Below are 23,996 nucleotides of genomic sequence, written 5' to 3' on the forward strand. Positions count from 1 at the left end.
CGCCTCAGCGCGTCGAGGAGCCGCGGACGATCTCCCAGGGAAGATCGACGACATCGGGTGACGCGGCATCGCGGATGCCGCTGAGGGCCTGGAACATCGCGGCGGGAGCGAGCTCCGGGTGCACGCAGACGTGCGTGACGCCCAGCCGGGTGTTCACGGCGCAGTCGCTCGTGCACAGTGCGACGAACTGGATGTCGCGCGGAATGACGAAGTCCATCTCCTCGAGCTGCAGGTAGATCGCCGGGCCTTCCTCGGCGAACGAGAAGATCGCGTCGGCGCCCGCGTCGCGCAGCTCGCCGACCCGGCGGGGGAGCGCGCCGTGCTCGGCGTCGAGGTATGCGACGAGAGGCTCCCGACCGCGAACGGTGCTCCACGCGCGGTACGCCGTCTCGCCGATCTCGTCGCGGGGTGAGCCCGCATCGTCGACGAGGAACCCGATGCGCCGGGCTCCGCCGGCTTCGAGCAGGGCGAGGGCGGAGCGCACGGCCTCGTCGTACCCGGTGCGCACGGTGATCGACAGCTCGGTGTCGACATAGAGGTCGTTCGTGGCGACGGGGATGCCGCGAGCGATGGCCTCGCGCAGCAGCAGGTCATCGGCGGCCACCTCGGCGAAGTAGACGACGTCGATCTGTGCGCCGCGGAGCAGATCGGGCCGTGCTGCGGGAAGCATCGTGACGGTGAATCCCTGGTCGGCCGCAGCGCTGACGAGTGCGCCGATGTGCCTGCTGCGGTGCAGCGCACCGCGCTTCGACAGATCGAGCTCGGCATCCTGCGGAACGACGAAGCCGACCGACATCGTGCGGCCGCTGCGCAGCGCCGCGGCGTACTTGTTGGGCTGGTAGCCGAGCTCGGCGGCGATCGCCTTGATGCGCTCGCGGGTCTCGGGGCGCAGGCTTCCGCGGTCGTTGAGGGCCTGGCTGATGGCGGCCGTCGAGACACCCGCGCGCAGCGCGATGTCTTTCAGGGTCACCTGCCGGGTCATGACCGACCGACTCCCGCTTCGATCCCGCCCGGCGCGGTCTCGGTCGGAGCGGAGCCGGCGGATGCGGGGGCGTCGGTCGCCGTGGGGAAGACCGTTGCTACGGCGTCTGCCCAGGCGGCGCCCGAGCCCGACGACGCCAGGGTGTGCCCCTGCGCGATGAGACGGTGCAGCAGCACGCCGGAGAAGTGCCGCAATGCCGCCTCGACCTGGGGCGACTCGCCGCGCAGACGGGAGCGTTCGAGCTCATCGTCGAGGATGCCGGTGATGTATCCCCGCATCGCGACGACCGAGGGTGCGACTTCGTGCACGCGCCGGGCCGCGGCATGGCGGGCGGCAGCGCCGGCGACGATCTCGCGCGCCTCGTCGAGGGTGGCGAACTCGTCGATGGGGGCGTGGACGCGGATCGTCTCGAGGTCGAGCAGCTCGATGTCGGGAACGTCGCGCAGCGCCGGGTCGACGTTGCGTGGCAGGCCCAGGTCGATGATCAGCTGCGTGCGATCGGCGCCGGCGCGTCGGGCGGCGTGGTCGGACGCGGTCAGGGCGTAGGTGTCGGTGGTCGTGGTGCAGGTGACGATGACGTCGGCGGCCGCTGCTTCGTCGGCGTAGTGCTCGGCGTCGATGGCGACGAGGTGCTCGCGTTGCGCGAACCGGCTGCGTCCCGATCGCGAGTGCACACGCACGTCGACGGCGCCCTTGTCGCGCAGGGCGGCGAGGGATGCTGCGGCGTACCGGCCCGTGCCCACCAGCAGCACCCGCACCGTCGACCAGTCGGCCACGCGGGAGGACGCGAGCTCGAGCGCGAGCCGAACGAGAGAGCGGCCCGACTCGCCGATGCGCGTGCTGTTCTTCACGGCGCGCGAGGTCTCCGTCGCGCGCTGGAAGAGGTGTTCGAGGGGCGCGGTGGTCAGCCCGCCGCGCCGCGCGTCGTCGAGGGCTCGACGCACCTGGCCCGCGATCTCGTCTTCGCCCACGGCGACCGAGTCGAGGCCCGATGCGACGGAGAACAGGTGGTGGGCGACCTTGTTGCCGTGCGCGAAGTCCACGGTCTCGCGGACGGTCCGATAGGGCAGGTCGCTCAGCTTCGCGATCTCTTCCATGGCCGCATCCATCGCCGGGATCGTCGAGGGGAAGTCGGCGTCGTCGCGCAGGTCGAAGTAGGCCTCGAAGCGGTTGCAGGTCGCAAGGACCACGGCGCCCTGGATGGCTTCATGAGCCTCTGTCAACCGGGTGCCGACTTCGTCGCCGATGACGGAGAGTCGCTCGAGTGAAGCGAGCGGTGTGGAGCGCTGATGCGCGGTGAGAGCGACGAGCACGTGCGGAAAAACCCCCTGGAATCGTGACTAGTATATCGATTAACTCATTCGAGGAGATCATCATTCCGGCATCCGCCCACCCTCTCGTCACGCACGCCACCGGCTCGAGCCGGCTCGTGCGCACCCTGCTCGGCGAACGCGTCGAGAAGACCCCCGTCTGGTTCATGCGCCAGGCCGGCCGGTCACTGCCCGAGTACCGCGCGCTGCGGTCGCAGGGATCGATGCTCGACGCATGCCTGACCCCCGAGCTGGCGAGCGAGATCACGCTGCAACCGGTGCGCCGTCACGGCGTCGACGCCGCCATCTTCTTCAGCGACATCATCGTTCCGCTGGCGATCCTCGGCATCGAGGTCGAGATCGCGGCCGGACGCGGACCGGTTTTCGCGCGCCCGCTCCGGACGGCGGCCGACATCGCCCGCGCGGTCGAGATCGACCCGCGTCTCGTTCGCGAGCGCGGCGAGGCCATCGCCCGCGCCGTCGAGCTGACCACGGGGATGCTGGCCGAGGAGTCGGAGTCGCGCGGCGAACCGCTGCCGCTCATCGGCTTCGCCGGAGCCCCGTTCACCCTCGCCGCCTACCTCGTCGAGGGAGGGCCGTCGAAGGATCACTTGGCTGCCCGTCGCCTGATCCATGAAGATCCGGCCGCGTGGCGCGCCCTCACGGAGTGGCTTGCCCGGGTGACCGGCGAGTTCCTCGCATTGCAGGTCGAGTCCGGCGCCAGCGCGGCTCAACTGTTCGACTCGTGGGCGGGGGGTCTGCCCCCCGAGGACTATCGAGCCGCAGCGCTGCCGGCATCGGCTGCCTCGCTCGAGGCGGTGCGCGCCCTTCCGGTCCCGGCGGGTGCCGGCATCGATCACATCCCGCTCGTCCACTTCGGTGTCGGCACGGGGGAGATCCTGCGCGACATGGCGTCGATCGGCATCGACGCCCTCGGCGTCGACTACCGCGTGCCACTGGATGAAGCGGCCCGTCGGGTGGGCGGCGACCTCACGCTGCAGGGCAACCTCGATCCCGCGCTGCTGTTCGCCCCCGCAGAGGTGCGCGATGCCGCGATCGTCCGCATCCTCGAGGCCGGGCGCGCAGCGCGCGCCCACGTGTTCAACCTCGGCCACGGGGTGCCGATGGAAGCCGACCCCGACGCCATCAGCTCGGTCGTGCGCACCGTCCACGGGTGGCGATCGGCGTGACCGTCGAGACCGACGTCATCGTCGTCGGGGCCGGTATCGCCGGACTCGTCGTCGCGCTCGAGGCCGTCACCGCGGGTGCGCGGGTCATGGTCGTCGAGTCCGATGACCAGATCGGCGGGATGCTGCGCCGCGGACGCATCGCCGGCATCGACGTCGACCTGGGCGCGGAGTCGTTCGCCAAGCGCACCGACGCGGTGCCGCGACTCATCGCCGACTACGCGCTGCCGCTCGAGGTCGTCGCGCCACGGTCGGGTCCGGCCCATCTGGTCTCGCAGCACGGCGTCGGACTGCCCGGCCCCCGCTGGAGTCGACTGCCGCTGCCGCGACGAACGGTCATCGGCATCCCTGCCGACCCTCTCGCCCCCGACGTCGTCGCGATCATCGGCGCCCGCGCGGCCGAGCGGGCCGCGGCCGAGATGCTCGACGCGCCGATCGACCCGACCGCGTCGCTCGCGGATGTCGTCGAGGAGCGCCTCGGCGCGGGGCTCGTCCGCGACCTGGTCGATCCGCTGTGCCGCAGCATCTACTCGCAGCCGGCCGCGGCGGTTCCGCTGCCGCGGCTCCACCCGAAGATGTGGGCGGCGTTCGAGCGCACCGGCTCGTTGCTCGCCGCAGCGGCGGAGGTCGCCCCGAACGCTCCCGGTGGCACCGCGGTCGGCGGGATCTCGGGCGGCATGTGGCGGCTCGCCGATGCGGTCGCGGCTCTCGCCGTCGAGCGCGGCGCGGTGATCCGCACCGGTGCGGCCGTGGCGCACCTCGTCGCCGAACGCGTGTCCGGCGCGACGGTGACGCTCGCCGACGGCGCGACCATCCGCGCCGGCGTGGTCGTGATCGCGACCGGCCCGCGTGGCGCGGCGACCCTGCTCGGGCAGGACAGCGGCGCGATCGACGCGGCGGCGACCGCGCCGATCCAGCCAGCCGTCCGCCTGCTCACCGCGGCCGTCACCGCGCCCGACCTCGCAGCAGAACCCGTCGGATCGGGCGTCATCGTCGCGCCCGACGCGCGCACCGCCGCCAAGGCACTCACCCACATCGACGCGAAATGGGCCTGGGCGCGAGAAGCACTGCCGGAGGGGACCCACCTCGTCCGCCTGTCGGCGCGCGCCGACGACACCACGGGTCTCGACTCCGCTGGGGCCGTGGCACGCGAGATCTCGCACCTCACCGGTGCGCGCGTCGACCGTGACGACATCGGTGAGGTCATCACGACCCGATGGCGCGACGCCGTGGTCCCGGCCGAGTCCGACGCGTGGACCGCGACGGTGATGGATGCCGCGGCCCGCGGCATCCACGTCACCGGAGCCGTCGCCGCCGGAACGGGTCTCGCATCCGTCATCCCGCATGCCCGCGCTCTCGCGCACGAACTTCTCGCCGATTCCTCCGTTCGAAAGGACTTCCGATGACCGAACAGGTTCCACTCGGTTACACGCTCTTCGCGATCCTCGCCGGCCCCCGCCCGCGCCCGCAGGCTCCCACCGATGCCGACCTCGCCGAGCTCGAGCGCGTCGTGGGCGGACTGCCCGGCGCCGGTGTGACGGTGCGCGGTCTGTACGACGTCACCGGCATGCGGGCAGGCGCCGACCTGATGGTCTGGCTGCACACCGCTCCCGGCTCCGACGACGACCCGGCGGCGTTGCAGCGCGCACTGCGCGAGCTGCGCCGCACAGCGGCGCTGGCCGCCTTCGACCTCGAGTGGAGCGCGATGGGCGTGCACCGCGAGGCGGAGTTCAACAAGCGTCACGTCCCCGGCTATCTCCGCGGCGAGCACGCCCGCGAGTGGCTGTGCCTCTACCCGTTCGTGCGCAGCTACGAGTGGTACCTGCTTCCCGAGGAAGAGCGCTCGGCGATGCTCGCCCAGCACGGCCGTCGCGGTGCGAAGTTCTCGGACGTCATCGCGAACACGGTCTCGACCTTCGCCCTCAGCGACTACGAGTGGCTGCTGCCCCTCGAGAGCGACGAGCTGATCAGCCTCGTCGACCTCATGCGCGATCTGCGCGCCACCGATGCGCGGCGACACGTCCGCGAAGAGGTCCCCTTCTACACCGGCCGACGCGTCGAGGTGTCCGAACTGGCGGAGGTGCTGTCCTGATGAGCGCGAACGAGTTCCGACCCAAGCCGCCGCGCGCGCAGAGCGCGCCGCCGTGCGCCCCGGGCTGCGCGGTCCCCGCGGCGGGCCCCGCCTCATGCGGGGGAGCGCCGCACGTGAGCGAGCCCACGTCGTACGACGCGCTGCTGCTGCTCGGTTTCGGTGGGCCGGAGGGGCAGGACGACGTCCTGCCGTTCCTCCGCAACGTCACCGCGGGGCGCGGTATCCCGGATGAGCGCCTCGAGGAGGTCGCCCACCACTACCGTCACTTCGGCGGAGTCTCGCCCATCAACCAGCACAACCGCGAGCTGAAGGCCGCGCTCGAGGCGGAGATCGCCGCGCGCGGGCTCGGGCTTCCGGTCTACTGGGGCAACCGCAACTGGATGCCGTACGTCGACGACGCGCTGCGCGAGCTGCACGCCGATGGACACCGGCGCGTCATCGCGATCGCGACCAGCGCCTACAGCTCGTACTCGTCGTGCCGCCAGTATCGCGAAGACCTGGCCGACGCGATGGAGGCGACGAGCCTGGCGGGCGAGATCGAGATCGACAAGGTGCGGCAGTTCTTCGACCACCCCGGGTTCGTCGCCCCGTTCGTCGACGGGATCCGCGAGGGTCTGGCGAAGGTGCGCGAGCGCGGCATCGCCGACGCCGACATCGAGATCCTCTTCTCGACGCACTCGATCCCCAACTCCGACGCCGACCGTTCCGGCCCGCCCGAGCGCGGCTTCGGCCCCGGAGGCGCATATGTCGCGCAGCACACCGCGGTGGCCGAGGCGATCGTGGCCGAGCTCGGCACGACGAGCCCCTGGCAGCTGGTGTTCCAGAGCCGCTCCGGCCCGCCGTCCGTGCCGTGGCTCGAGCCCGACATCAACGACGCGATCGCGGAGCTTCCTGCCGCCGGCCGCAAGGCCGTGCTCATCGTGCCGCTCGGATTCGTCAGCGACCACATGGAAGTGCTGTGGGACCTCGACACCGAGGCGATGGAGACGGCCGAGGAGCACGGTCTGTTCGCCGTTCGCACCGCCTCGCCGAGCACGCACCCGGCCTACGTCGCGGGTCTGGTCGACCTCGTGGAAGAGCGACTGAACGGAACGCCGGTCGAGGAGCGCCCTGCGGTGACGTCGTTGGGCCCGTGGTACGACGTGTGCCGGCCGGGATGCTGCGAGAACAAGCGGCTGGGCTTCCAGCCTGCGCTCGCGGGGGTGGCGCCGTGACAGCCGCCGCACCCGACGTCGACAGGTCGACCGAGCCGGTCCTGCGCCTGGGAACGCGCGCGAGCCTGCTCGCGACGACCCAGTCGCGGCATGTCGCCGACGCGATCACGGCGGCGACCGGAATCGCCGTCGAACTCGTCGAGATCACGACGGACGGCGACGTCCTGACCGGCTCGCTCGCCCAGATGGGCGGAACCGGGGTCTTCGCCACGGCGCTGCGTGAGGCGCTCCTCCGCGGCGACTGCGACCTCGTCGTGCACTCGATGAAGGATCTGCCCACCGCGCCGTATCCGGGGCTGACGATCGGCGCCGTCCCGCCGCGGGCGCCGCAGCGGGACGTCCTGTGCGGTCCCATCGCCGAGGCGACCCTCGATGGGCTGCCCGAGGGCGCGGTCGTCGGCACCGGTTCGCCCCGACGCGTCGCCCAGGTGCTGCGTCGCCGGCCCGACCTGCGGGTCCGCGACATCCGCGGCAACATCGACACGCGTCTGCGCAAGATGCGCGACGGCGAGTACGACGCGATCGTCCTCGCCGAGGCGGGGCTGCGGCGGATCGAGCGCGACGCGGCCATCGGCGAGGTCTTCCCCCTCGACCGCTGGCCGACCTCGGCCGGGCAGGGGGCCCTGGCGGTCGAGATCCGCACCGCCGATGTCGACGGACCCATCGGGCGTTCCGTCGCCCGGGTCGACGACGTCGAATCGTCGTCGCGGGCCCTTCTCGAGCGTGCGGTCCTGCGCCGCCTGGAGGCCGGATGCGCCGCCCCGGTCGGCATCTCCGTCACCGGGCTGGCGGCCGAATCCGTCTTCGTCGCCGAGGTCTACGCCCCCGATGGCGAGCGCACGGTGCGCGCGCAGCGTGCTCTGCACGCCGACCTGACCTCGGACGACGCGCGCGAGTCGGTGGCCGCCGACGTCGTGGCCGAACTGCTGGACGGCGGTGCTGCGGACATCGCCGATCTGCCGGGGACGAGCCGATGACCGGCGGTCTGCGCGGACGGCGCATCCTGATCCCTCGCGGCGGAGCGTGGGGTGACCGCGTGCGCGACGAGGTCGAGCGACGCGGCGCGACGGGTGTGATCGCCCCGCTCATCGAGTCGCGGCCCCCGCGCGACCTCGCAGCCCGTGACGCCGCGTTCGCCCGCTTGGCGGCGGGCGAGTACGCCTGGGTGTTCATCACGAGCGCCGCCACCGTCGAGCAGCTGGTCGCGCAGCGCGTGAGCATTCCGATCGGCACCCGCATCGCCGCGGTCGGGCGACCGACCGCGCGCGCCGTCGCCGACGCGGGCTTCGAGGTCGAGTTAGTTCCCGTCGGCACTTCGTCGGCGACGAACATGATCGCGCAGTGGTGCGCCGGTCGCTCACCGCGATCGACGGGACGCTGCCTCGTGCTCCGCTCCGACCTCGCGATGGCTGTCATTAGCGACGAGCTCGAGCTCCAGGGCTACGAGGTCGACGTCTGCATCGCGTACCGGACGGTGGGGGTCGACCTGACCCCCGAGATCGCCGACGAGGTGCGCACCGGAGCGATCGACACCGTGCTCCTGACGTCGCTCAGCGTCGGCCGCGAGCTCCGCCGCCAGGTCGGCATCCCCGGACCCGAGGTGTTCATCGCCTCGATCGGCCCGGGAACCACGCGTGACGCCGAGAAGCTCGGCTACACCGTGCACCACACCGCACACTCGCAGAGCGTCGACGCCCTCATCGCAGAGCTCGACGCGCGACCCGCACCAGAGGATTCCCCATGAGCACCTTCCCCGAGCGTCGCCTGCGCCGCACGCGTCGCACTCCCGCGATGCGCCGGCTCTCGACCGAGCACCACCTCGTCGCCGCGCAGCTCGTGCTGCCCGTCTTCGTGAAGGAGGGCATCGACGAGGCGCTGCCGATCGCGAGCATGCCCGGCGTCATGCAGCATCCGCTCGAGGCGATCGCCGGCGTCGTGACGGATGCCGCGGACGCGGGCGTCGGCGGCATCATGCTGTTCGGCGTGCCCGCCGTCCGCGACGCCGAGGGATCGGGCGCGGTCGCCGAGGACGGCATCCTCAACCGCGCCATCCGGGTCGCGCGCGATGCCGCGCAGGGGCGCATCACGGTGCAGGCGGACCTCTGCCTCGACGAGTTCACCGACCACGGCCACTGCGGTCTGCTCGCCGCCGACGGCTCGGTCGACAACGACGCCACCCTCGAGGTCTACGCGCAGATGGCGCTGGCTCAGGCCCGGGCGGGCGCGGAAGTGCTCGGGCTCTCGGGGATGATGGACGGTCAGGTCGCGGTCATCCGTGGCGCGCTCGACGCGGCCGGGCACACCGACGTCGCACTCCTGGCCTATTCGGCGAAGTACGCCTCGGCGTACTACGGACCGTTCCGCGACGCCGTCGAGTCGACCCTGCAGGGCGACCGCCGCACGTACCAGCTCGACCCCGCCAACGGCCGCGAGGGCGTCGCCGAGGCCATGCAGGACATCGCCGAGGGCGCCGACTACGTCATGGTCAAGCCCGCAGGCCCCTACCTCGACGTGCTGGCGCGCGTCGCCGACGCCGCCACCGTGCCCGTGTGGGCTTACCAGGTGTCGGGGGAGTACGCGATGATCGAGCTCGCCGCGCGTGCCGGCGCGATCGATCGCGAGCGCACGATCGCGGAATCCCTCGTGGGCATCCGCCGGGCCGGCGCCGATGTCATCCTCACCTACTGGGCCCGTGAGGTGGCCGACTGGATCCGCGCCGGAAAGGACTTCGCATGAGCCGCAACGACGAACTGTTCGATCGGGCCCGAGCCGTCATCCCCGGTGGTGTGAACTCGCCGGTCCGCGCCTTCGGCTCGGTCGGCGGCACACCGCGCTTCTACGTCTCGGCGAGCGGACCATACGTCACCGACGCGGACGGGCGCGACTACGTCGACCTCGTCGCGAGCTGGGGACCCGCTCTGGTGGGCCACGCGCATCCCGGGGTCATCGATGCCGTCGTCGACGCCGCTCGTCGCGGACTGTCGTTCGGCGCCTCGACCCCCGCCGAGACGGAGCTGGCCGAGGAGATCCGCCGCCGCGTGCCGATCGCCGAGAAGATCCGCCTCGTCTCCACCGGCACGGAGGCGACGATGACCGCTATCCGGCTCGCCCGCGGTGCCACCGGGCGTGATCTGCTGGTGAAGTTCTCGGGGCACTACCACGGGCATTCCGACGGACTGCTCGCGCAGGCGGGCTCGGGACTCGCGACCCTCGCGCTCCCGGGCTCGGCCGGGGTCCCGGCGCCGATCGCCGCGCAGACGCTGGTGGTGCCCTACAACGACGAGGCGGCCCTCGAGGCGGTCTTCGCCGAGCACGGTGCGAACATCGCCGCGGTGATCACCGAGGCCGCGGGCGCGAACATGGGTGTCGTCCCACCCGCCCCGGGCTTCACGACGTTCCTCCGCGAGCTGACGAACCGCCACGGCGCGCTGCTCATCAGCGACGAGGTGCTCACCGGATTCCGCTCCGGCCCGTCGGGCTACTGGGGCGTCCTGCGCCAGGCGGGGGAGGACATCGCGCCCGACCTGCTGACCTTCGGCAAGGTGGTCGGCGGGGGCCTCCCCGTGGCCGCTCTCGCCGGTCGTGCCGAGATCATGGACCTGCTCGCACCCCTGGGCCCGGTGTACCAGGCCGGCACGCTCTCGGGTAACCCTGTCGCGGTCGCCGCGGGTCTCGCCACCCTCCGCCTCGCCGACGCCGGGGTGTACGACCGCATCTCACGCGCGGCTGACACCGTCTCGGTGGCGGCATCCGCGGCGCTCGACGCCGCGGGCGTGCCCCACGTCGTCCAGCGTGCCGGAACGCTCTTCAGCGTCTTCTTCGGTGCCGCCGTCGTCGCCGGCGTACCCGACTACGAGACGGCGACGCGTCAGGATGCCGGCGCCTACGCCGCCTTCTTCCACGCGATGCTCGACGCGGGGGTGTCGCTTCCGCCCTCGGCCTTCGAGGCGTGGTTCCTCACCGCGGCACACGACGACGTCGCTCTCGGGCGCATCCTCGAGGCGCTGCCGGGCGCCGCACGAGCAGCTGCCGCCGCGTCCGCAGACAGCTGACCCGGGCGCCGCGTCGTCCGCGGGGCGACGCGGCGCCGCCCAACTAGGCTGGTCCTCATGCCTGTGACCCTCCTCGGTGCCGCCGAGATCCGCGCCCTCGCGGCCGAACTCGACGTGACTCCCACGAAGAAGCTCGGGCAGAACTTCGTCGTCGACGCCAACACGGTACGCAAGATCGTCCACGCGGCACGCGTTCAGCCCGACGAACGCGTCGTCGAGATCGGGCCGGGCCTGGGGTCGCTGACCCTGGCGATCCTCGAAACCGGTGCCCGCGTCACGGCGGTCGAGATCGATCACCGCCTCGCCGCGCACCTCCCGGTCACCGCCGCCAGACACGGTGTCGCCGACGACGCGCTCACGGTCGTCGACGCCGATGCCATGCGGGTGACCGAGCTGCCAGGCGAGCCGACCGTGCTGGTCGCGAACCTGCCGTACAACGTCAGTGTGCCCGTGCTGCTGCACTTCCTCGAGACCTTCCCCTACCTCCAGCGCGGCGTCGTCATGGTGCAGGCCGAGGTCGCCGAACGCCTCGCCGCCGCGCCCGGCTCGAAGATCTACGGCTCGCCGAGCGCGAAGGCCGCGTGGTACGGGTCATGGCGTCTGGCCGGCACGGTCTCGCGGCAGGTGTTCTGGCCCGTCCCGAACGTCGACAGCCTGCTGGTCGCCTTCGAACGCGACACCGACGCGCGCGGCGACGAAGCCCTCCGCCGGCGCACGTTCCAGATCATCGACGCGGCTTTCGGCCAGCGACGCAAGATGCTCCGCCAGGCCGTCTCGCCGCTGTTCGGCGGTACCGCGGCATCGGCGTCTGCGGCGCTCGAGGCCGCCGGGATCGACCCGACGCTGCGCGGCGAACAGCTCACGATCGACGATTTCGTGCGGTTGGCGGCATCCGTTCACTGAATGATCATCAGCGCGTCATCGGGTTCTCCCGAAACATGCCGGTAACATTCGGGGCGAGCCGCGAGCGTCGCGGCGAGCATCACCCGACCCGGAAGAGACGATGCGAAGCGCCGAGTACCCGGCACCCGAGAGGGTGCTGCTGCACCTGAGCGACACCCACCTGCGAGCCGCCGGCTCGCAACTCTTCGACCGCGTCGACGCGGCTGCGCACCTGCGCCGCGCTCTCGACGCGATCGAGACGGCAGCCCTCCGTCCTGACGGGATCGTCTTCACCGGCGACCTCGTCGACCTCGGCGAGCGCGGCGCTTACGCCGAACTGCGCGACCTGGTCGAGCCGTTCGCCGAGCGTCTCGGCACCCGGGTGTTCTGGGTGATGGGCAATCACGACGACCGTGCGGGGTTCCGCGAGACCCTGTGGCGCGAGTCCGGCACCACCGAGACCGCCGATCGGGTCGACGAGATCGACGGTCTCCGGCTCATCACCCTCGACACGAGTGTTCCCGGCGCACACCACGGCGAGGTGCGCCCCGCGCAGCTCGCGTGGCTGCGGGAGGTGCTGTCGACGCCCGCCCCGCTCGGCTCGATCCTCGCGATGCACCATCCGCCGGTGCCGAGCGTGCTGCCGCTGGCCGCGAGCGTCGAGCTGCGCGACCAGCGTTCGCTCGCCCCGGTCCTCGCCGGGTCGGACGTGCGCGCCATCATCGCCGGACACCTGCACTACTCGACGTTCGCGACCTTCGCCGGCATCCCCGTCTCGGTGGCCTCATCGACCTGCTACGCCCAGGACCTCACGGTTCCGGTGGGCGGCACCCGGCCGCAGGACGGCGCCCAGTCGTTCAACTTCGTGCACGTCTACGACGACACGGTCGTCCACTCGGTCGTGCCGATCGACGCGCCGACGACGCTGGAGTACACCGACGCGGGTGAAGCTCAGCGGCGCCTGGCCGAGGCCGGGATCGCTCCCGTCAGCGCTTCACGCCGGAGCGCGCCGCCGACGCGTCCCGTACCTGTCCTTCGCTGACGGCCGGGATCTCCCACGGCGCGCGGATGGGGAACATCCGCTCGAGCACATCGCGCAGTGAGCTCACGCGGATCTCTTCGGGGACCTCGGTCTCGCCGCCGTCGTTCAGGCAGAACATGTCGATGTCGCGACGCTTCGCGAGACGTTCCATGCCTGCGAGCGAGCGCGCGAGCGTCGTCTGGACGTACCGGGTGCGTGGCACCGAGGTGGGAAGCGCGCGGCCGGTGAACATCGCGTAGTAGTGGTAGAGCGAGTTGGTCACCGAGATGTCCGTCGCGGCACGGAAGCGGGATGCGGCGGTGCGCCGGAAGTCCTCGGGGAAGGTCTGCTCGAGCTCGCTCATGACGCTCCGGCGCAGCGGTGCGGCGCAGTGCTCGAGGTCGCGCACGATGACGCGCCCGAACCGCTCCTGCAGGAGGGCGCGATTGACGCGCAACCCGTTGTCGTGGCCCGAGCGTTCGAGGCGCGGGTCGCCCGAGCCGATGCGCACGTCGCACTCGACGAACGATGAGATGCCCCCGGGCGAGAAGAACAGCTCGGGGTGCACCGGGCGGCCGAAGAACATGTCGTCGTTCGAGTACAGGAAATGCTCGGCGAGGCCGTCGATGCGGTGCAGCTGTGCTTCGACGGCGTGCGAGTTGTGGGTCGGGAGCGTCGAGGGGTCGGCGAAGAACTCCTCGCTCCGCACGATGGTCACCTTGGGGTGCTCGGCGAGCCACGCCGGTGCGGGGGAGTCGGTGGCGATGAAGATGCGGCGGACCCAGGGGGCGTACATGTGGACGCTTCGCAGCGCGTATCGCAGCTCGTCGACGTGGCGGTACCGAGCCGGACCGTCGTCGCCTTCTCCGACGACGTACTCGGAGAGCTGCGCCGCACGCTGCCGTTGGAACTCGCTGGCCGATCCGTCGACCCAGGAGAACACCATGTCGATGTCGTGCGTGACTTCTCGGGGGTGAGGGTCGAGCATTCCCACGACGGTCTGCCATTGCCGGCCGTATCGCGTCGCCGTGACGATCTCGACGTCCTGCGCGGGGGTGATGCGACGCATCAGGGCATTGGCCTGAGGCGCCTCGACGGAGGTCTCCCCGAAGCGCCAGAACTCCACCCGTACGCCGTACTCGTGGTCGTATCGACGTCCTCCCGTGGCGCTCACGCGCGGACGGTAGGCGCGGACGGCGTGCGGCGCCGCGGCGGGGATGGTCGCATCTGCGGCGAAGACCGGCGCCGCGCCCTTCGCCTTGAGGTAGAGCGGCTCGTTCCGACCGAGCGCGCGCAGTGCCGTCGCGGTGCGCTCCGCGTCTGCGAGGTCGACCGCGAGGGCGGGGGTATGGAGATCGTGACGGATCAGCAGCGCGCGGATGCCGGCCGCGTCGAGCGCGTCGGCGAGCAGCAGCAGATCAGCGGTGCGGGCGGCATCGGGCGTCGTGGCGTCGTGGACGAGACGCAGAATGCCCTCGTCGAGGACGACGTCGTCGCGTCGCGCGGGCAGATCGATCCAGGGGTTCTCGCGGCGGGGCAGAGCGGAAAGGGCCAGGGTTTCCTCCTCGGGGGAATGGTGTGTTCGTAGGCAGACTAGACATTCTCCGTTACATCGGTGTTTCCGCGCACCTCGGAGAGCCTGCACAGATCGAGACGCGGCCGGCTGCGCTGTCGATAGGCTCGGATCGTGACCGCCTCGCCCCGCTTCCCCGCTTCGCGCGGCGGAGACCTGCACCGTCCCTACAACGCCGCCCCCGACCGCTACGAGAGCAGCGAATATCGCCAGGTCGGCTCGTCGGGGCTGTTCCTGCCGCCGATCTCGCTGGGCCTCTGGTGGAACTTCGGAGACAACATCCCCTTCGACCGTCAGCGCGAGGTGCTGCGGCATGCGTTCGATCGCGGGATCACCCACTTCGACCTCGCGAACAACTACGGACCGCCCTACGGTTCGGCAGAGACGAACTTCGGGCGCATGATGCGCGAGGATTTCGCTCCCTACCGCGATGAGCTGATCATCTCGTCCAAGGCGGGATACGACATGTGGGACGGTCCCTACGGCAACCACGGGTCGCGGAAGTACCTCATCGCGAGCGCCGAGCAGTCGCTGAAGCGGATGAGCATCGACTACGTCGACATCTTCTACTCGCACCGTGAGGACGACACGACCCCGATCGAAGAGACGGTGGGAGCGCTCGACGCGCTCGTGCGGCAGGGCAAGACGCTCTACGTCGGCATCTCCTCGTACTCGGCCGAGAACTCCGCCCGTGCCGCCGCCGTGGCCCGCGAGCTCGGCACGCCGCTGGTGATCCACCAGCCGTCGTACTCCATCCTCAACCGCTGGATCGAAGACGGCCTCACCGACCAGCTGCGCCGCGACGGGATGGGAGCCATCGGGTTCATGCCCCTCCAGCAGGGTCTGCTGACGGGCCGGTACCTCGATGACGGCACGTCGGAGCGTTCGATGCAGCGCTTCTCGCTGCCCGACGACGGGCGGCTGTCGTCCTCCGCGCTCGCCGGTCTGCGGGAGCTGGGCGACCTCGCCCGCGAGCGCGGGCAGACCCTCGCGCAGCTCGCCATCCGCTGGACGCTGCGCGACCCCGTGGTCGCCTCCGCCCTGATCGGAGCATCGCGCACGGCTCAGCTCGACGAGAACCTCGCCGCTCTCGACGGACCCGACCTCACCGACGACGAGCTTCGGCGGATCGACGACATCGCTGCTCGCATCGGCTCGATCTGGGACGGGCCGGACGGCTCGTGAGCCTCAGCGCCGTTCCCGACCGCGTGCGTGTGCGGGCGCCCGGCAAGATCAACCTGTTCCTCGACGTGGGTGCCGTGCAGGACGACGGTTACCACGATGTCGCCTCGGTGTACCAGGCCGTCTCGCTGTACGAGGATCTGGTGGCCACCCCGGCCGACGACTTCACCGTGAGCGTCGTCGACGAAGCCGGCGAACCCGTGCCCGGCGTTCCCCTGGACGATCGCAACCTCGCGCTGCGCGCGGCGCGGATGGTGGCGCGAGAGGTCGGCTATCTGGGTGGCGTGCATCTGGACATCTGCAAGTCCGTACCGGTCGCCGGCGGCATGGGCGGGGGCTCGGCGGATGCCGCGGCGGCCCTCGTGGCTTGCGACGCGTTGTGGGGCGCCGGGCTCACGTCTCCGGCGCTGCAGGAGCTGGCTGCGCGCCTGGGGGCCGACGTCCCGTTCTCGCTCATGGGTGGCAGCGCGGTGGGCACGGGGCGCGGCGATCGCTTGAGCCCGGCGCTCGGGCGAGCCCGCTTCGACTGGGTCGTGGTCGCCGACGGCGGCGGCCTCTCGACCCCGGAGGTGTACGCAGCGCTCGACCGGCTGCGAGCCGACCGGCGGCCCGACATCGCCCCGCGCCCCGAGCCGCCCGAGGTCGACCCGGTCGTCCTCCAGGCGCTGCGCTCGGGGTCTCCCGACCTCCTCGCGAGCGCTCTGCGCAACGATCTGCAGGAAGCGGCGTGCGCGCTGCGGCCGGACCTGTGCGACCTGCTCGATGGCGCCGTGGAACTCGGCGCGTTGGCGGGGATCGCGTCGGGGTCCGGCCCGACTCTCGCCTTTCTCGCCGCCGATGCCACGGCTGCGCGCGCTCTCGAGCAGAACCTGTCCGCGATGGGCCACCGTGCCCGTCATGTCTCCGGCCCGGTGACGGGCGCGAAAGTGGTGACCCGATGACCGAGACCCCGAACCCCCTGATGCATCGCGACGTCGACGAGGCGTCCCGCCGTGCTCTTGCCCAGCGCGGACTGACCTATCGAACGGTGCCGGCCGCCGAGCCGGCGTTCGACGGCTGGATCCAGGCCGTCGCGCGCGGCTTCCAGGACGGCGAGCGCTCGGCCGAGCAGATCGCCGGCGCGCGCGGCAGGAACAGTGATCGGCGGCTGACCGGTGTGTTCGACGAGAGCGGACCGATGCCGGAGGTGGCGGTCGGTACGGTCGCGTCGTGGGCGTCCGAACTCACCGTGCCGGGTGGGACGATCCCCGCCGGTGCGATCAGCGCCGTCACCGTCGCGCAGACGCACCGGCGTCGCGGCATCGCACGAGCGCTCCTCGAGGGCGAGGTCCGCACGGTCGCCGCAGCGGGGCTCCCCGTCGCGATGCTCACGGTGACCGAGTCGACGCTGTACGGCCGCTACGGCTTCGCTTCGGCGGCATCCGCCGCGATCCTCGACATCGACACGCGCCGCGTGCGCTGGAGCGGACCGACGCCGGAGGGGCGCCTCGACTTCGTCGAACGCACCGTCGCGCGCGACGTGGTCGCGACGCTCCACGAGCGCACACGCCGCCGCACCCCCGGCGACATCGCCCTGCCGCCGGGGCACGGCGACCGCTTCACCGGCACCGACCCCGATGCGAAGGACGGCGGCGACATCCGGTGCGTGCAGTACCGCGACGCGGCGGGAGAGGTACGCGGCATCCTCACCTACACGCTCGCGCCTCACGAGCGCGACATCGTCAAGGGCACGGCGAAGGTGACGATCCTGATCGCCGAGACCGACGACGCCTACGCCGCGCTGTGGCGGTTCCTCCTCGAACTCGATCTCGTGGCGCATGTCCATGCTGAGCTGTGCTCGGTGGACGAGCCGGTCCTGTGGATGATCGGCGATCGGCGTGCCGCGTCGGTCACGGTCTTCGACCACCAGTACCTGCGCATCGTGGACGTGCCCGCGGCTCTCCGGGCACGCACGTACGGCGCCGCGGGACGCGTGGTGCTGCGGGTGAGCGATCCGCTCGAGATCGCGGCGGGGGACTACCTGCTGACGGTCGATGACCACGGCGCCGCCACGGTGTCCGCGGCGACGGATGCCGACGACGCCGGAGGCACCGCCGGGGCCGAGACGCTCGAACTGTCGGTCGTCGAGCTCGCGGCCGTGTATCTCGGTGGCGTGTCGCCCGAGACGCTCGGGCGGGCCGGGCGGGTGCGAGGCACCGACCTCGCCGCCGCCTCGCGGATGTTCGCGTCGACGGTCGTTCCCCGCGTCGGCCTCTGGTACTGAACGTCCGCGGAGAGCCCTCTCGCGAGTCGGGATGCGTCTTTTTAGTCCATTTCACGACATGACGCAACACGGCCCGGGTGTCGGTTCCGAACGCTAGCGTGAGAGACCACAACGGAGGGCGGCGCCATGCGTGCACGACTGGGCGACACGATCGTCGCTGAAGCCGACGAGAGCGATCTCGTGCGGATCGAGGGAAACTGGTACTTCCCGCCTCGGAGCATCGCTCCGGGCGTCCTGACCGAAAGCGACACGGCCTACACCTGCGCTTGGAAGGGCGACGCCCAGTACTTCGACGTCGCCGGGTCGGCCGACAAGGCATGGTCGTACCCGACGCCGTATCCCACCGCGATCGAGCGCGTCGGCACCGACTTCTCGGGCTACGTCGCGTTCGACCGCTCGGTCGTGATCGAGAGCTGAACGCGTGATCGAGTTCCGCGACGTCGTCAAAGAGTTCCCCGACGGCACCCGCGCGGTGCAGGACTTCTCTCTCGTCATCCCGTCTCATCAGACGACCGTCTTCGTGGGGTCTTCCGGATGCGGCAAGACGACTCTTCTGCGCATGATCAATCGGATGGTCGAGCCGACCTCCGGCGCCATCGAGATCGACGGCGAGAGCGTCGCGACCGGCTCCCCGGTGCAGCTGCGCCGCCGCATCGGCTACGTCATGCAGAACTCCGGCCTGCTGCCGCACTTCACCGTCGCCGACAACATCGCCACCGTGCCCGTCCTCACCGGCACGAGCCGGCGCGACGCGCGGCGCCGGGCGCTCGAGCTCATGGAGACGGTCGGACTCGACACGCGCATGGCGGATCGTTACCCGAGCCAGCTGTCGGGCGGCCAGCAGCAGCGAGTGGGCGTGGCCCGGGGCCTCGCCAACGACCCGAACATCCTCCTGATGGACGAGCCCTTCGGCGCCGTCGACCCCATCGTGCGAGACGAGCTGCAGCAGGAGCTGCTGCGTCTGCAGCGCGAGCTCGGCAAGACCGTCGTCTTCGTCACCCACGACATCGACGAGGCGTTCCTCCTCGGCGACCAGGTCGTGATCCTCGCCGCCGGCGCGCACAAGCTGCAGGTCGGCTCTCCCAGCGAGATCATTCGCGACCCTGCCGACGAGTTCGTCGCCAGCTTCATCGGAGTCGAGCGGGGCAAGCGTGCTCTGCATGTCGAGCGGACGGCGAACGGAGCGGTGCTCGTCGATTCCGAGGGGCGCACGCAGGGCGCCCTGGTCGAAGGTGACGTCTGACGTGTCGTGGATCTGGTCGAACCTCGACCTCATCTTCTCGCTCGCCCTCGACCACATCCGGCAGAGCGTCATCGCCATCGTGCTGGGGCTGGTGCTCTCCGTGCCGCTCGGGTGGGTGGCGTGGCGGTACCGTCTGCTGCGCGGGTGGGTGATCACCCTGACCGGCCTGCTGTACACCATCCCCTCACTCGCGTTGCTCGTCCTGCTGCCGAGCGCGCTCGGGTACGGCATCCGTACCGAGACGAACCTCATCGTCGGGCTGACGATCTACGCGATCGCGATCCAGACCCGCTCGGTGGCCGATGGCTTCGACTCGGTGGATCCGGGCGTCCGGCAGGCAGCCACGGCGATGGGATACGGCGGGTTCCGGCGATTCTGGGCCGTCGATCTGCCCCTGTCCGGCCCCGTGCTGCTCGCGGGCCTGCGGGTGATGGCCGTCTCGACCGTGTCGCTTGCCACGGTCGGCATCCTCGTCGGCGTCACGAACCTCGGCTATCTGTTCACCAACGGCATCCAGCGGCGCCTCCTCGAAGAGGTGTTCGCGGGCATCGTCGCCGTCGCGATCATCGCCCTCGTCATCGATGCGCTGCTCGTGGTGATCGGCCGCGTCGTCATGCCGTGGGCCCACGCGGGCTCGGTGCGCCGAGACCGTCGCGCGCGGCGCCGACGGGAGGCCACCGCATGAACGTCTTCGTCGACGCCATCGCCTGGGTCCTCGACCCCGCCCAGTACACCGGCAGCAACTCGGTGCCGTTCCTGATCGGCCAGCAGCTGTTCTACACCTTCGTCTCGGTGCTGATCGCCGCGGTCATCGCGGTGCCGATCGGCTGGGCCATCGGGCACACCGGCAAGGGGCGCGAGTTCGCGGTGGCCGTGTCGGGAGCAGCCCGCGCGATCCCGTCGTTCGGACTGCTGATCCTGCTGATCCTGCTGCTCGGGGTGACCCAGAAGACCGAGGCCGCGTTCATCACCTTCGTCGTGCTGGCCATCCCGCCGCTGCTCGCGGGCGCCTACAGCGGGCTGCAGGCGATCGATCGCCGGACGATCGACGCGGCACGGGCCGTCGGCATGACGGAGTGGCAGATCCTCTGGCGCGTCGAGGTGCCGCTCGGCCTGTCGCTGCTCATCGGCGGACTGCGCTCGGCGGTGCTCCAGGTGGTGGCGACGGTGACGATCGCGGGTTACACCGACCTCGGCGGCCTCGGCTTCCGCATCATCCAGGGCATCGACCTCCGTGCCATCGACCAGGTGCTCGGCGCAGCCCTCGTGCTCGCGGTGCTCGCCCTCCTGCTCGACGCCGTCTTCGCCCTCCTCCAACGCCTCAGCGTGCCGCGGGGCATCCGCGCCGCCGACGCCCCGCAGCGCACCCGCCGGCCTGTCGCCGCGACCGCCTGACCGACCATCCCGACCCACAGCACCCCACCGTCGCACCACCAGAAAGAGGAACCCATGTCTCGCTTCACCACCCGCCGCCTGTTGACGGCCGGTGTCGGCGTGCTCGCCGCCACCACCCTGTTCGCCGGATGCGCCAGCTCCGACCCGCTCGCGGACGGCGGCGGAGAGTCGGCGGCCCCCGCCGACGGCACCATCGTCATCGGATCGCAGGACTATTACTCCAACGAGATCATCGCCGAGATCTACGCTCAGGCTCTCGAGGGCGCCGGTAAGACCGTCGACCGGCAGTTCACGACCGGCCAGCGCGAGGCGTACCTGCCCGAGCTCGAGAGCGGCTCGCTGACGCTGTTCCCCGAGTACACCGGCAACCTGCTGCAGTACTTCGATGAGGACACCACGGCTCGCACCTCCGACGACGTCTACGCCGCCCTCACCGACGCTCTGCCCGAGAACCTCACGGTGCTCGACCAGGCGACCGCAAGCGACCAGGACTCGTACACGGTGACCGCGGCATTCGCCGAGCAGTGGAACCTGACCACGATCGCCGATCTCGCCAACGTGACCGAGCCGCTCACGCTCGGCGGTCCCGCCGAGCTCGAGCAGCGTCCCTACGGCCCGACGGGCCTGGCTGACACCTACGGCATCCAGGTCGGCTTCCAGGCCACCGGTGAGACCACCGTCGACGACCTCGTCGCCGGCACCGTGAACGTCGCCAACGTCTTCACGGCCGACCCCCGCATCCAGACCGACGACCTCGTCGTGCTCGAAGACCCCGAGGGTCTCTTCCTCGCCTCCAACGTCGTCCCGGTCGTGAACAAGGACCTCGCGGGCGAGGTCGAGGACACCATCAACGCCGTCAGCGCGAAGCTCACCCCCGAGGCCCTGGTCGCGCTCAACGTCCAGAGCACGGTCGACAAGCTCGAGCCGGCTGCGATCGCCAAGAAGTTCCTCGAGGACAACGGTCTCGTCTGATCCCTCACGATCGAGCCCCCGGTGCCGAGAGCGCCGGGGGCTTCGTCGTGCGGACGGCGGTCAGCCGTCGATGGCCTCGCCGAGCTCGAGCCAGCGTTCCTCGAGCGTCGTCGTCTCGGCGACGAGCTCGTCGCGCCGGCGCTGCAGGCCCATGATCCGTTCGAAGTCGTCGTGTGCCTCCGCGAGCTGCGCGTCGACGGCTGCGATCTCGCCCTGGATCTTCTCGAGCCGGCGGTCGATAGCCGAGACCTCCTTCTCGGCAGCTCGCCGCTCTGCGCCGCTGAGCGTCGGAGTCGACGGGCTCACTGGTCCGCTGCTCGATGCCGGGACGGATGCCGCGGAGCTCGCCCCCGTGCGCTCGGGCTGTTCGCGTCGCAGCCGCAGGTACTCGTCGACACCGCCGGGGAGATGTCGCAGCCGGCCACCGAGGATCGCGTACTGCTGGTCGGTCACGCGCTCGAGGAAGTACCGGTCGTGAGAGACGACGATGAGGGTTCCGGCCCACGAGTCCAGGAGGTCTTCGATGGCCGCGAGCATGTCGGTGTCGAGGTCGTTCGTCGGCTCGTCGAGGATCAGCACGTTCGGCTGGTCGAGCAGGATGAGCAGCAGCTGAAGCCGCCGCTTCTGTCCGCCCGAGAGGTCTTTGACGGGCGTCGACAGCTGCGCTGAGCTGAACCCCATCCGCTCGAGCAGCTGTCCCGGCGTCAGATCCTGGGCTTTCGAGCCCGACCCGACGGTGTAGCTGGTCCGCAGGTTCGAGATGACGACGCGTACAGGCTGGTCGAGGTGCTCGTCCAGCTCGCCCATGCGCTGCGAGAGGGTCGCGACCTTCACTGTCTTGCCGTGCTTCACACGCCCCGTCGTCGGTTCGACCGTGCCGGAGATCAGCCCGAGGAGCGTCGACTTGCCGGCGCCGTTCACGCCGAGGATGCCGGTCCGCTCGCCCGGCGCGACACGCCATTCGACCTTCTCCAGTACGACGCGGTCGCCGTAACTGACGCCCGCGTCGAGGACGTCGACGACATCCTTGCCCAGTCGCGAGACCGCGAGCGACTGCAGGGCGACCCGGTCACGGATCTCGGGGACGTCGGCGATCAGTTCGTTCGCAGCGTCGATGCGGAACTTGGGCTTCGAGGTGCGGGCGGGGGCGCCGCGGCGCAGCCACGCGAGTTCTTTGCGGGCCAGGTTCTGCCGCCGGGCCTCGATGGTCGCGGCTTGCCGGTCGCGCTCGACGCGCTGCAGGATGTACGCGGCGTACCCGCCGTCGAACGGCTCGACGATGCGGTCGTGGACCTCCCACGTCGCGGTGCAGATCTCGTCGAGGAACCACCGGTCGTGCGTCACGACGAGGAGTGCACCCGATCCGGCCGACCAGCGCCGCTTGAGGTGCTCCGCGAGCCACGAGATTCCCTCGACGTCGAGGTGGTTCGTCGGCTCGTCGAGGAAGATGACGTCGTGGTCGCCCGCGAGGAGCGCCGCCAGCGAGACGCGGCGGCGCTGACCGCCCGAGAGCCCGCGGATCGGACCTTCCCAGTCGAGGTCGCCGAGCAGGCCCGCGATGACGTCGCGCACCCGCGCGTCGCCCGCCCACTCGTGGTCGGCCTGGTCGCCGACCACGGCGTCACGCACCCGCAGGTCGTCGTCGAGGTCGTCGGCCTGCGCCAGCACGCCGACCCGGATGCCGCCGCGGACGGTCACCCGGCCGGAGTCGGGCTCGATCAGCCCCGCGAGCATGCGCAGCAGGCTCGACTTGCCGTCGCCGTTCCGGCCGACGATACCGATGCGGTCGCCCTCGTCGACACCGAGGGAGACCCCGTCGAACACCACTTTGGTCGGATACTCGAGGCGAAGGCCCTCGGCTCCCAGAAGATGCGCCATATTGCTTCCAGGCTAGGCCACCCCCACGGGGCGGATGCTGTCAGCCGAGCCCGGCAGGATCAGGCGGACGGTGCCGGGGGAGACCCGTCGAACCCCAGCGAGAGCTTGCGCAGCAGCGAGGCCAGTCGATCCCGGTCGCTCTTGGACAGACCGGCCAGGAGGACCGCCTCCGCGTCGACGAGGCGCGTGATGGCGGCATCCACACGGATCCGTCCGTCATCGGTCAGGGTCACGAGGACGCTGCGACCGTCGCCGGGATCGGACTCACGGCGCACGAGCCGGCGCGCGACGAGCCGATCGATGCGATTGGTCATCGTGCCGCTCGAGACCAACGTCTGCTGGAGCAGCTGCTTGGGGCTCAACTGGTACGGCTCGCCGGCGCGACGCAGCGCCGAGAGCACGTCCCACTCCCACGGCTCGAGATCGCTGCGGCGGAAAGCCTCGCGGCGCGCGCGGTCGAGGTGGCGCGACAGTCGGTCGACTCGGGAGAGCACTTCGAGCGGCGAGAAATCCAGGTCGGGACGTTGCAGCGACCACGCCCCGACGATGCGGTCCACCTCGTCGGTCTCGTGTGCCATGGCCCCATTATCCCGAACCGGGGCGCTCGACACCGGCGTTCGCGGCGGCGCGGCCCCGCGCGCTCTGGCAGACTTGTCGGGCCGCACCTCGGTGCGGCGGTCCGCCGTGGTGTAATGGCAGCACGACAGCCTTTGGAGCTGTGAGGTCTAGGTTCGAGTCCTGGCGGCGGAG

General features: G+C 71.0%; 23 protein-coding genes and 1 tRNA gene. 19 read left to right on the forward strand and 5 right to left on the reverse strand.

Annotation, left to right across the window (positions count from 1 at the left end):
* Positions 1-4 precede the first annotated feature (4 nt).
* Both ACU6RU_RS04390 and ACU6RU_RS04395 read right to left on the reverse strand, forming a co-directional pair.
* The gene (locus tag ACU6RU_RS04390) at positions 5-982 is read right to left on the reverse strand and encodes a LacI family DNA-binding transcriptional regulator (protein ID WP_446726011.1); all 978 of its coding nucleotides are present in this window, start codon (positions 980-982) and stop codon (positions 5-7) included.
* On the reverse strand, positions 979-2,295 hold the full coding sequence (locus ACU6RU_RS04395) for a glutamyl-tRNA reductase (RefSeq protein ID WP_446726012.1): 1,317 nt from the start codon (positions 2,293-2,295) through the stop codon (positions 979-981). Before ACU6RU_RS04395 ends, ACU6RU_RS04390 begins: the two co-directional genes overlap by 4 nt.
* A gap of 116 nt (positions 2,296-2,411) precedes the next feature.
* On the opposite strand from ACU6RU_RS04395, the gene hemE reads away from it, so the two are divergent.
* The 10 genes from hemE (at position 2,412) to ACU6RU_RS04445 (ending at position 12,761) form a co-directional block, all read left to right on the forward strand.
* Entirely contained in the window at positions 2,412-3,482 is a 1,071-nt protein-coding gene (gene hemE, locus ACU6RU_RS04400) for a uroporphyrinogen decarboxylase (RefSeq protein WP_259455327.1), read from the forward strand.
* Positions 3,467-4,885, forward strand: a complete 1,419-nt coding sequence (locus ACU6RU_RS04405; protein ID WP_446726013.1) for a protoporphyrinogen/coproporphyrinogen oxidase — start codon at positions 3,467-3,469, stop codon at positions 4,883-4,885. Before hemE ends, ACU6RU_RS04405 begins: the two co-directional genes overlap by 16 nt.
* Complete coding sequence (gene hemQ / locus ACU6RU_RS04410; protein WP_120262395.1) at positions 4,882-5,571, forward strand: hydrogen peroxide-dependent heme synthase; 690 nt, start codon at positions 4,882-4,884, stop codon at positions 5,569-5,571. Before ACU6RU_RS04405 ends, hemQ begins: the two co-directional genes overlap by 4 nt.
* Positions 5,571-6,785 carry a ferrochelatase gene (locus ACU6RU_RS04415; protein ID WP_289329696.1) on the forward strand — a complete coding sequence of 405 codons (1,215 nt, stop codon included), beginning with the start codon at positions 5,571-5,573 and terminating at the stop codon, positions 6,783-6,785. The genes hemQ and ACU6RU_RS04415 overlap by 1 nt, the downstream gene beginning before the upstream one ends.
* Positions 6,782-7,762, forward strand: a complete 981-nt coding sequence (gene hemC / locus ACU6RU_RS04420; protein ID WP_289329695.1) for a hydroxymethylbilane synthase — start codon at positions 6,782-6,784, stop codon at positions 7,760-7,762. The genes ACU6RU_RS04415 and hemC overlap by 4 nt, the downstream gene beginning before the upstream one ends.
* Positions 7,759-8,529, forward strand: a complete 771-nt coding sequence (locus ACU6RU_RS04425) for a uroporphyrinogen-III synthase (protein WP_446726014.1) — start codon at positions 7,759-7,761, stop codon at positions 8,527-8,529. The genes hemC and ACU6RU_RS04425 overlap by 4 nt, the downstream gene beginning before the upstream one ends.
* Positions 8,526-9,521, forward strand: coding sequence for a porphobilinogen synthase (gene hemB / locus ACU6RU_RS04430; protein ID WP_289329694.1), 996 nt, complete (start codon positions 8,526-8,528; stop codon positions 9,519-9,521). The genes ACU6RU_RS04425 and hemB overlap by 4 nt, the downstream gene beginning before the upstream one ends.
* Positions 9,518-10,837 carry a glutamate-1-semialdehyde 2,1-aminomutase gene (gene hemL / locus ACU6RU_RS04435; protein WP_120262399.1) on the forward strand — a complete coding sequence of 440 codons (1,320 nt, stop codon included), beginning with the start codon at positions 9,518-9,520 and terminating at the stop codon, positions 10,835-10,837. The genes hemB and hemL overlap by 4 nt, the downstream gene beginning before the upstream one ends.
* A gap of 57 nt (positions 10,838-10,894) precedes the next feature.
* Positions 10,895-11,740, forward strand: coding sequence for a 16S rRNA (adenine(1518)-N(6)/adenine(1519)-N(6))-dimethyltransferase RsmA (gene rsmA / locus ACU6RU_RS04440; RefSeq protein ID WP_120262400.1), 846 nt, complete (start codon positions 10,895-10,897; stop codon positions 11,738-11,740).
* 100 nt (positions 11,741-11,840) lie between these two features.
* Positions 11,841-12,761: a phosphodiesterase gene (locus ACU6RU_RS04445; protein ID WP_289329693.1), complete on the forward strand. Its 921-nt coding sequence runs from the start codon at positions 11,841-11,843 to the stop codon at positions 12,759-12,761.
* Here ACU6RU_RS04445 and ACU6RU_RS04450 read toward each other — a convergent pair.
* Positions 12,706-14,295, reverse strand: a complete 1,590-nt coding sequence (locus tag ACU6RU_RS04450; RefSeq protein WP_446726306.1) for a stealth conserved region 3 domain-containing protein — start codon at positions 14,293-14,295, stop codon at positions 12,706-12,708. The two genes, ACU6RU_RS04445 and ACU6RU_RS04450, sit on opposite strands and share 56 nt — an antisense overlap.
* A 132-nt stretch (positions 14,296-14,427) precedes the next feature.
* Here ACU6RU_RS04450 and ACU6RU_RS04455 point away from each other — a divergent pair, with 132 nt between their 5' ends.
* The 8 genes from ACU6RU_RS04455 (at position 14,428) to ACU6RU_RS04490 (ending at position 21,368) form a co-directional block, all read left to right on the forward strand.
* On the forward strand, positions 14,428-15,498 hold the full coding sequence (locus tag ACU6RU_RS04455; protein ID WP_446726015.1) for an aldo/keto reductase: 1,071 nt from the start codon (positions 14,428-14,430) through the stop codon (positions 15,496-15,498).
* Positions 15,495-16,436, forward strand: coding sequence for a 4-(cytidine 5'-diphospho)-2-C-methyl-D-erythritol kinase (locus tag ACU6RU_RS04460; protein ID WP_446726016.1), 942 nt, complete (start codon positions 15,495-15,497; stop codon positions 16,434-16,436). The genes ACU6RU_RS04455 and ACU6RU_RS04460 overlap by 4 nt, the downstream gene beginning before the upstream one ends.
* The gene (locus tag ACU6RU_RS04465; protein ID WP_446726017.1) at positions 16,433-17,758 is read left to right on the forward strand and encodes a GNAT family N-acetyltransferase; all 1,326 of its coding nucleotides are present in this window, start codon (positions 16,433-16,435) and stop codon (positions 17,756-17,758) included. The genes ACU6RU_RS04460 and ACU6RU_RS04465 overlap by 4 nt, the downstream gene beginning before the upstream one ends.
* Before the next feature lie 126 nt (positions 17,759-17,884).
* Positions 17,885-18,175 (forward strand): DUF427 domain-containing protein, encoded by a 291-nt coding sequence (locus ACU6RU_RS04470; RefSeq protein WP_120262405.1) that lies wholly within the window; start codon positions 17,885-17,887, stop codon positions 18,173-18,175.
* Positions 18,176-18,179: 4 nt separating this feature from the next.
* Positions 18,180-19,001, forward strand: a complete 822-nt coding sequence (locus tag ACU6RU_RS04475) for an ABC transporter ATP-binding protein (RefSeq protein WP_120262406.1) — start codon at positions 18,180-18,182, stop codon at positions 18,999-19,001.
* Between the two features lies 1 nt (position 19,002).
* Complete coding sequence (locus tag ACU6RU_RS04480; protein ID WP_289329690.1) at positions 19,003-19,686, forward strand: ABC transporter permease; 684 nt, start codon at positions 19,003-19,005, stop codon at positions 19,684-19,686.
* Positions 19,683-20,396, forward strand: coding sequence for an ABC transporter permease (locus ACU6RU_RS04485; protein WP_289329689.1), 714 nt, complete (start codon positions 19,683-19,685; stop codon positions 20,394-20,396). The genes ACU6RU_RS04480 and ACU6RU_RS04485 overlap by 4 nt, the downstream gene beginning before the upstream one ends.
* A gap of 54 nt (positions 20,397-20,450) precedes the next feature.
* The gene (locus tag ACU6RU_RS04490; protein ID WP_289329688.1) at positions 20,451-21,368 is read left to right on the forward strand and encodes an ABC transporter substrate-binding protein; all 918 of its coding nucleotides are present in this window, start codon (positions 20,451-20,453) and stop codon (positions 21,366-21,368) included.
* Positions 21,369-21,428: 60 nt separating this feature from the next.
* Here the strand turns inward: ACU6RU_RS04490 and ACU6RU_RS04495 are convergent, their stop codons facing one another.
* Positions 21,429-23,246 (reverse strand): ABC-F family ATP-binding cassette domain-containing protein, encoded by a 1,818-nt coding sequence (locus tag ACU6RU_RS04495; RefSeq protein ID WP_289329687.1) that lies wholly within the window; start codon positions 23,244-23,246, stop codon positions 21,429-21,431.
* 59 nt (positions 23,247-23,305) lie between these two features.
* The gene (locus ACU6RU_RS04500) at positions 23,306-23,824 is read right to left on the reverse strand and encodes a MarR family winged helix-turn-helix transcriptional regulator (protein ID WP_289329686.1); all 519 of its coding nucleotides are present in this window, start codon (positions 23,822-23,824) and stop codon (positions 23,306-23,308) included.
* A 100-nt stretch (positions 23,825-23,924) separates the two neighbouring features.
* Between ACU6RU_RS04500 and ACU6RU_RS04505 the strand changes: the two genes are divergently transcribed.
* Positions 23,925-23,996: transfer RNA gene (locus tag ACU6RU_RS04505), tRNA-Gln, on the forward strand.

The sequence above is a fragment of the Microbacterium sp. F1-18 genome (genome assembly GCF_052921305.1).